The 7,649-nt window shown below is 75.9% G+C and carries 9 protein-coding genes; 5 read left to right on the forward strand and 4 right to left on the reverse strand.

Going from position 1 to position 7,649, the window contains the following annotated elements; all coding sequences use genetic code 11:
• Positions 1-96: 96 nt before the first annotated feature.
• The gene (locus AB0D08_RS39460; RefSeq protein WP_033820641.1) at positions 97-468 is read right to left on the reverse strand and encodes a hypothetical protein; all 372 of its coding nucleotides are present in this window, start codon (positions 466-468) and stop codon (positions 97-99) included.
• A gap of 294 nt (positions 469-762) precedes the next feature.
• Between AB0D08_RS39460 and AB0D08_RS39465 the strand changes: the two genes are divergently transcribed.
• The 5 genes from AB0D08_RS39465 (at position 763) to AB0D08_RS39485 (ending at position 4,941) form a co-directional block, all read left to right on the forward strand.
• On the forward strand, positions 763-2,352 hold the full coding sequence (locus tag AB0D08_RS39465) for an MFS transporter (RefSeq protein ID WP_359895166.1): 1,590 nt from the start codon (positions 763-765) through the stop codon (positions 2,350-2,352).
• A 113-nt stretch (positions 2,353-2,465) separates the two neighbouring features.
• Positions 2,466-2,735, forward strand: coding sequence for a hypothetical protein (locus AB0D08_RS39470; RefSeq protein ID WP_033820643.1), 270 nt, complete (start codon positions 2,466-2,468; stop codon positions 2,733-2,735).
• A gap of 224 nt (positions 2,736-2,959) precedes the next feature.
• A complete protein-coding gene (locus tag AB0D08_RS39475) occupies positions 2,960-4,243 on the forward strand; it encodes an APC family permease (RefSeq protein WP_033820644.1) in 1,284 nt (427 codons plus the stop codon).
• 27 nt (positions 4,244-4,270) lie between these two features.
• Positions 4,271-4,528, forward strand: a complete 258-nt coding sequence (locus AB0D08_RS39480) for a MarR family transcriptional regulator (protein ID WP_082526547.1) — start codon at positions 4,271-4,273, stop codon at positions 4,526-4,528.
• Complete coding sequence (locus AB0D08_RS39485; RefSeq protein WP_033820645.1) at positions 4,525-4,941, forward strand: hypothetical protein; 417 nt, start codon at positions 4,525-4,527, stop codon at positions 4,939-4,941. Before AB0D08_RS39480 ends, AB0D08_RS39485 begins: the two co-directional genes overlap by 4 nt.
• A gap of 74 nt (positions 4,942-5,015) precedes the next feature.
• Here AB0D08_RS39485 and AB0D08_RS39490 read toward each other — a convergent pair whose 3' ends face one another.
• From AB0D08_RS39490 to AB0D08_RS39500, 3 genes are all read right to left on the reverse strand, one after another.
• The gene (locus AB0D08_RS39490) at positions 5,016-5,645 is read right to left on the reverse strand and encodes a DUF309 domain-containing protein (RefSeq protein ID WP_051812498.1); all 630 of its coding nucleotides are present in this window, start codon (positions 5,643-5,645) and stop codon (positions 5,016-5,018) included.
• Positions 5,638-6,003 carry a gamma-glutamylcyclotransferase family protein gene (locus AB0D08_RS39495; protein WP_359895168.1) on the reverse strand — a complete coding sequence of 122 codons (366 nt, stop codon included), beginning with the start codon at positions 6,001-6,003 and terminating at the stop codon, positions 5,638-5,640. The genes AB0D08_RS39490 and AB0D08_RS39495 overlap by 8 nt, the downstream gene beginning before the upstream one ends.
• A 274-nt stretch (positions 6,004-6,277) precedes the next feature.
• Positions 6,278-7,649: FUSC family protein (locus AB0D08_RS39500; RefSeq protein WP_359895170.1), on the reverse strand; the 1,372-nt coding region annotated here is incomplete at its 5' end.

Raw genomic sequence — 7,649 nt, forward strand, 5'->3', positions numbered from 1 at the left:
GGACCGCACCGCCGGGCCCGGCCGCCGCCCAGGTGCGGCGGCCGGCGTCGGCGGGTGGCGTCGCACGGTGGTCGACGCGGGGTGGTCGACGCGGGGTCAGCAGTAGGGCAGGCCGGGCACCGGCTCGTCGTTGCCGCCGCCGGACAGGTAGATGACGTTCACCCAGACGCCCTTGTTGCCGCTGTCGTCGTCGGTCTTGGCGTACCAGAAGTTGTGGTACTGGCCGTCGGACATCTCGGTGCCCCTGGCCTGGCAGTAGAAGTAGTTGTCACCGGCGTAGAGCGTGCCGGCCCGGACGTTGCCCGCGAAGAAGCTCGGCGCGTTCTTCCACACGTGGCAGTTGTAGGTGCCGTTGCCGTTGTTGGTACACCCGCTCGCCGCGTCGGCCGCGGTCGCGGTCAGACCGAGCGTTCCGAGGCCGAGCACGGTCGCCGCGCCCGCCAGGGCCAGCCTGCGCACACCGGACATGGGGATCTCCTCATCGTGGTGGTGGTCAGCGGTGGCGGGTCGGTCCGCCGGTCCCCCGGCGGCCCCGCCACGACCAGGGAACCACCGCCTCCCGGTGCCCGGTACCTGACACCTGTCAGGGTCGTGTCGGGCCACCCTGACGTTCCGTCGGCCACCGGCCCGGAGCCCTCGCCGCGCCCCCGGGGTGACCGCCATCCGCGTGACATCGACGCGCCGTCAGGGTGCGCCGCCGCCGGGTCGGGCAGGCTCGGACACGGGCCGCGGGCGCACGGTCGGCGGACGGACGGAAGGCGGATGCGAGACGTGAGTTCCCGGAGCGGGGTGTCCGGCGGGGCAGGGACCAGTCAGCCGCTGGCGCTGGCGGGGATGCTGTTCGCGGTGTCGATGACGTTCATCGACCAGACGATCGTGTCCATCGCAGCGCCCAGCATCATCCGTGAACTCGGCCTGTCCTCCTCGGGGATGCAGTGGGTGGTCAACTCCTACCTGCTCTCGCTGGCGGCGTTCTTCGCGCTCGGCGGCCGGGTCGCCGACGTGCTCGGGCACCGGCGGATGATGCTGGTGGGCACGGTGGTGTTCGTGGTGTCGTCGGCGCTGTGCGGTGCCGTCCCCGAGGGCGGCGCGGCGCTGGCCTGGCTGGTGGTCTTCCGGGCGGTGCAGGGGCTCGGCGCGGCCCTGATGTTCCCGGCCGCGCTGGCGGTGGTGGTCGAGGTGTTCCCGGTCGAACGCCGGGGCCGGGCGCTGGCCCTGTTCTTCGGCGTCTCGGGCGGGCTGACCGCGCTCGGCCCGATCCTCGGCGGTGTGCTGACCAGCTGGACCTGGCGGGCGATCTTCTGGGTCAACGTGCCGGTGGCGGTGGTCGCGGTCGTGCTGACCCTGCTCGCCCGGATCCGCAACACGCCGCGGCCCGAACCGATCGACTGGCAGGGCGCCGCGCTGGTCGCGGTCGGCATGGGCCTGAGCGTGCTGGGCCTCCAGCAGGCGCAGACCTGGGGCTGGGACTCCGCGCTGACCTGGCTGTGCATCATCGGCGGCCTGGCGGTGCTGGCCCTGCTGGTGGTCGTGGAGTTGCGCACCGACCACCCGTTGATCAGCATGCAGATCTTCCGGGACCGGGCGTTCTCGGTCGACAACGCCGTGCTCTTCTTCTCCATGATGGCGTTCGTCCCGGTGTTCTTCTTCGCCTCGGTCTACGCGCAGGTCTCGCTCGGCTACTCCCCCAACGAGGCCGGGCTCTACCTGCTGCTGTTCTTCGCCGGGTTCGGGCCCGCGTCGCAGATCGGCGGCCGGATGCTCGACCGGCGCGGCGCCCGGCCGCCGATGCTGCTGGGCACCCTGGTCGGGGCGGTCGGCTTCGCCCTCTGGGCGGTGAAGATCACCGACCTGTCGCTGGGCGCCCAGTGGCCGTACATCGTGCTGGCCGGCGCCGGGATCGGCCTGCTGCTCACCCCCGCCTCCACCGACGCCGTGAACCGGGCCATCGGCCGCTCGTACGGCGAGGTCACCGGTATCACCCAGACCGTCCGCAACTACTCCGCCAGCGTCAGTCTGGCCGTGCTCGGCACCGTCCTGCTGCACACCCTCACCGACCGGGTCCAGCAGACCCTGGAGGCCCAGGGCCTCGCCGCCGGGCCCGCCCACTCGGCCGCCGACCGGATCGCCCAGAGCATCACCGGCCACGGCGGCGGGAGCGGCGCCCCCACGGGGGTGGACAGCTCGGTGGTGCGGCAGATCCAGGTCGACTTCGCCGAGGCCAACCGCCCGGTGCTGATCGGGATGGCCGCCGCCCTGGTGGTCGCCTACCTCTGTGCCAGGCTCCACCCCGGCACCCGGGTCACCGCCGCCTCCGAGGCGGCCGAACCGGTCCCGCACCCCGCGCCGTAGCCGTGGCGCCGCCCCGGGCCGGGTCCGGACGTGCCGAATGCCGCCGCCCGCGCGATGCTGATCATCACACCCCGCCGAGCAGCGGCGGCGCGGACGACTGACCGGAGGCCATCGTGTTCCAACTGCTGTGGATTCTGCTGATCGGCTTCGTCCTCGGCCTGCTGGCCAAGCTGCTCCTGCGCGGCCCCCAGTCCATCCCGTGGTGGCTGACCATGATCCTGGGTGCGGCCGGCGCCCTGCTCGGCAACGCCGTCTCCGGCTGGATCGGGGTCCGGCACACCGGCGGCATCGACTGGATCCGGCACCTGCTGCAGATCGGTTTCGCCGTGCTGCTGGTGGGCCTGGTGGCGCCGGCCTGGGGACGCCGGAGCGCCGGACGCTGATCCGGCCACCGATCTCGCCGCCGATCAGGCAGCTGATTCCGACGCCCGCCCGGGAAGGCCGGACGGCCCGCCGCACCCCCCGTGCGGCGGGCCGTGGCGTACCCCGGGGCGCCCGCCTGCCGCCGACCGCCGGAGCGCACGCGGTGCGCGACCCGGGCGGCACCGAAGGGACACCTCGCTCCGCTACCCTGCGGCGCGGACAACCACCGGGGAGGGACACAGCGATGACGACACAGCCGGGTACCGGCACGACCGGGCTGACCAGGCGGCTGGGGCTCGCCGACGCGGTGGTGATCGGTCTCGGGTCGATGATCGGGGCGGGGGTGTTCGCGGCGCTGGGGCCCGCCGCCGGTGCGGCCGGCGCCGGCCTGCTGCCGGCGCTCGCGGTCGCGGCGGTGGTCGCGTACTGCAACGCCACCTCCTCCGCCCGGCTCGCCGCCCGCTACCCGGCCTCCGGCGGGACGTACGTCTACGGCCGCGAGCGGCTGGGCCCGTTCTGGGGGCACCTGGCCGGCTGGGCCTTCGTGGTCGGCAAGACCGCCTCGTGCGCGGCGATGGCCCTGACCATCGGCTCGTACCTGTGGCCCGGGCAGGCGCACGCCGTGGCGGTGGCCGCGGTGGTGGCGCTGACCGCCGTGAACTACGCGGGCGTGCAGAAGTCCGCCCGGCTGACCCGCGTGATCGTCGCCGTGGTGCTCGCCGTGCTGGCCGCGGTGGTCACCGCATGCCTGACCGGCGGTACCGCGGACGCCGCCAACCTGGGCCTCGGCCACCTCGACGGCTCCGGCGACCCCGGCGGCGCGGGCGGCGTGCTGCGCGCGGCCGGGCTGCTGTTCTTCGCCTTCGCCGGGTACGCCCGGATCGCCACCCTCGGCGAGGAGGTCCGCGACCCGGCCCGCACCATCCCGCGGGCGATCCCGCTCGCCCTCGGCATCACGCTGCTGGTGTACACGGCCGTGGCGGTCGCCGTCCTGGCCGTGCTCGGCCCGCAGCGGCTGGCGGGCGCCGCGGCGCCGCTGGCCGACGCGGTCCGGGCGGCGGGCTCGGCCGGTCTCGTCCCGGTGGTGCGGGCCGGCGCCGTGGTCGCGGCGACGGGCTCGTTGCTGGCACTGATCCTCGGGGTCTCCCGCACCACCCTGGCGATGGCCCGCGACGGGCACCTGCCGCGGACGCTGGCCGCCGTCCACCCACGCCACGGCGTCCCGTACCGGGCCGAACTCGCGGTCGGCGCGGTGGTCGCCCTCCTCGCGGGCACGGCCGACCTGCGCGGCGCGATCGGCTTCTCCTCCTTCGGCGTCCTGGCGTACTACGCCGTCGCCAACGCCGCCGCCTGGACCCTCTCCCCCGCCGAACGCCGGCCGCCCGCGGCGGTCCCGGTGATCGGGATGCTGGGCTGCCTGACGCTCGCCTTCACCCTGCCGACCGCTTCGGTGCTGGCCGGTGCGGCGGTGCTGGCGGTGGGAGCGGCGGTGTACGGGCTGCGCGCGGCCACGGCGGACCGCGGCTGACGTGGCGAGCGATCGAGGTCGGCCCGGCTGCGGCCGGGCACCCGCCCCACCACGCTGACCAGCGTGCTGGACCGTCTGGAACGACGCGGCCACATCACCCGCGGCACCCGCCCGGGAGACCGCCGCGCGGTGGTCATCGAACTCACTGCGTCCGGGCGCGTGGCCGCCGCCACGATCCGCCGGGCCGTCACCGACCTCGAGCACCGCGCACTCCACGGCCTGCCGGCCGACGCCATCGCCTGCCTGCGCACCGCGCTGCAAGCCCTGACCGAGGTGTCCTCATGACCACCCACTCCGCCGACTTCAACGCGCTGATGGCCGAAGTGACCGCGGCCTCGGGGAAGTTCGGCCACCGGGAGCACGTCCATCTGACCTGGCTGGCCGTGCGACGGTTCGGCGTGCCCGCAGCGGTCGACCTGGTCAGCGACGGCATCCGGCGCACCGCCCGCTACGCGGGCGTGCCCCAGAAGTACCACGCGACCGTCAGCCGGGCCTGGGTGGAACTGGTGGGGCACCACGCGGCCGGTCACGGAGACGACGACTTCAGCGCGTTCGCCGACAACCACCCCGCCCTGCTCGACAAGCGCCTGCTGACCCGGTTCTACCGTCCGGCGACGCTGGCCGGCTCCCCGGCGAGGACCGGCTGGGTCGAGCCCGACCTCGCGCCCTTCCCGTGGGACGAAACCGACCGGCGGTAACCCCGGGCGGAACCCCGGTGGGCGGTGGTCACCCCCTCGATCGCGCTCCGGATCGGGCTCCGAGGTCGTGCTCTCTAGCAGCCCGGGGGCACCAGGGGTGGGACCGGGGGCAGGGTGAGGACGTCGGCGGCGGCGGACTGGTGGCGGGCCCAGTGGGCGAGGGCGGCCAGGTCGGTACCGTACGGCGGGTCTGCTGCGAAGGGGGTCAGGCCCTCGGCGGCGCGGGAGAACAGGGCGCGGGCACCGGCTTCGTTGCCGCGGGCGGCGTGCGTCAGGCCGACCGCGAACTGGGCGAGGGCCCGCCACAGCGGCCGCTCCGGGTCCGGGGCGGACTTCCAGCGGTCCTCCAGCACCTCGTGCGCGTGGAACGGCCGGCCGGCGTCGATCAGCCGCTGCGCCTCGGCCAGGGTCCGTTCGGCCGAGCGGATGACGCCCTCCGGCTGCCGCATCACGCCCTGCTGCCCGTACGGCAGCGGGCGCCCGAGCCCGTCGCGGGGGCGGCCGTTGCGGGCCCGGCCGGCGGCGTCGCGGTCACGGCCGGGCCGGGCACCCGGGGGCCGGGGGACGGGGCCCGCGGTGGTCGCGGGCGGGGCGCCGCAGCCGGTGCAGACGGCGTCCGGGGCCGCCCGCAGGCGGCCGCACCGATCACAGACCCGGTTCAGCAGACAGGCCGGGTCGCCGGCCTCGGGGGGCGTCTCACTCATGACCCGATTGTCGCGCGTCCAGGTAGGCCCAGGCCCGGGTGCCCGAGCGCAGCGCCACCTCGGCGCGGACGTAGTCGTCCGCCTCGTAGTCGTCGGCGGCGGCGAGCTCGGCGTCGGTGATGGCGAAGACGCTGCCGTCGACGGCGTCCGCCGGGTCCGTCGAGACCACCACCAGGGGGTGCAGGTCGCTGCCGCTCGCGGCGATCACCTCGGGGTCGGTGATCCGGACGTGGTCCAGGCGGTGGCCGGGCAGGGCGTCGGAGCGGCCGTCGAGCAGGCGGCCGAAGCGGGCGAGCTGGACCTCGCCCTGCTGCAGCGTGCCGTAGGAGAACAGCAGGTGGGTCGCCTCTTCGGCCATGCGTCATAACTCCTTCGCGAACGGCGTGCCGGGACACGGCAGTTGCCGGTCAGCCTACGCGGGCGCCTCGGCCGGCCCGACGCCGGGGCACCGCACCCCGGGCGGCGGAGCGCCCTGACCTGGCGTCAACCGGCGGCGCAGTCACGATCAGCGCGAGCCGCACCCAACCTGGCGATCCGCTCGCCGGGCCGGGGGCAGCCCGTAGCCCCGCAGGGTGACCGGGCGAAGGCCGGGCGGGTCATGGGCAGGAGCCCCCGCGGCCGGTGACGTGGGGTCAGGCCGGGGCCGGGTGGTCGGGGTCGTGGGCGAAGGCGGGGGTGATGCGGGAGAGGTCGGCGGCCAGGCCGTGGAGCCAGGCGTCGGTGTCGAACAGGACGGGGAGGGCGGCGGGCGGGGTCGAGCGGCCCGAGGTGTGCCCGGGGGGCTGCGGGGGGCCGGGGTCCGGCGGGGGCGGGGGCGGGGGTGCGGTGGCGCGGGTGGGGCCGACGCCGAGTTGTTCGCCGGCCGTCCGGAAGCGGTGGGCCAGCCGGTCCGCCCTGCGGGTGAGCCAGGCGCGGGCCTCCGGGCCGGGCGCCGCGCCCTCGGGCAGTTCGGCCGGGCCGAGCAGGCGCCGGGCGCCGCGCAGCGCGTGGTGCCCGGCGATCAGTGCGGCCTGCCAGTCCATGCCGGAGGCGGTGGCGGGCTGCGGTTCGCTCCGGTACTGGACGTAGGTCGACTCCGCCATGATCAGGACGTGCTGCAGGCCCTTGTCGACGGGCCCGGGGTCGCGGTGTCCGGCGGCGACCGCCGCGGTGGTCGTGGCGACCGTGCGGCCGATCGCGTGCAGCAGCAGACCGACGTCCCGGCGCAGTTCGTCCCGGGCGCCGCGCGGCCAGGCGAGCAGCCCGATACCCAGTCCGATCAGGCTGCCGACCAGGACGTCGAGCACCCGGGCCTCGGCCAGCCGCCAGCCGGCCGGGGCGAGTTGGGCGAACACCAGGGAGACCACCACGGTGAACATGCCCTGCGCCCAGCCGAGCCCGAGCACCGGGCCGAAGGTGAAGGTGGCGAGCATGACGGCGGGCAGCGCGGCGGCGTACACCTCGGTGCGGTGCCCGACCGTGACCAGGAGCGCGGCGGCGACCGCGGCGCCGAGCAGGGTTCCGGTGAGCGCGCGCCGGATGCCGTTGCGGGTCTCGACGGCGGTGGTCCGGGTCAGCGTGAGGGCGGCGAGCAGCGCCCAGAATCCGTGCGGGAGGCCCGCCAGACCGGCCACCGCCCGGGCGGCGGCGAGGCCGACGCTGAGCCGGACGGCGTTCTGGAAGTAGACCGAGCGCGGACTGAGGTGGGCGGACAGCCGCCGCCACCAGAGCCGGACGGCCGGCTGGTGGGAGTACCAGAACGGTCCGTCCGGCGCCCCGGTCGGCGCGTGCCGGCCCTGGACCGCGACGTCCACGGCGCGCAGCAGGAACAGCGCCGCGTCGGCGGCCTCCAGCAGGTCCGCCTGCCGGCTCATGGCCGCCGCGAGGCCGGCACCGGACGCGGGCAGGCCGCCGATCCGGGCCGCCCGGCCGGCCCGGAAGTGCTTCATGGCCCGTTCGAGGTCCTGGGGCCGGGCGGGTGGGCCGCCGCGCAGCGCGGCGGCGGCCCCGTCGCTCGCGGCGCCG

The organism is Kitasatospora sp. NPDC048540 (assembly GCF_040651175.1).
Lineage (GTDB): Bacteria > Actinomycetota > Actinomycetes > Streptomycetales > Streptomycetaceae > Kitasatospora.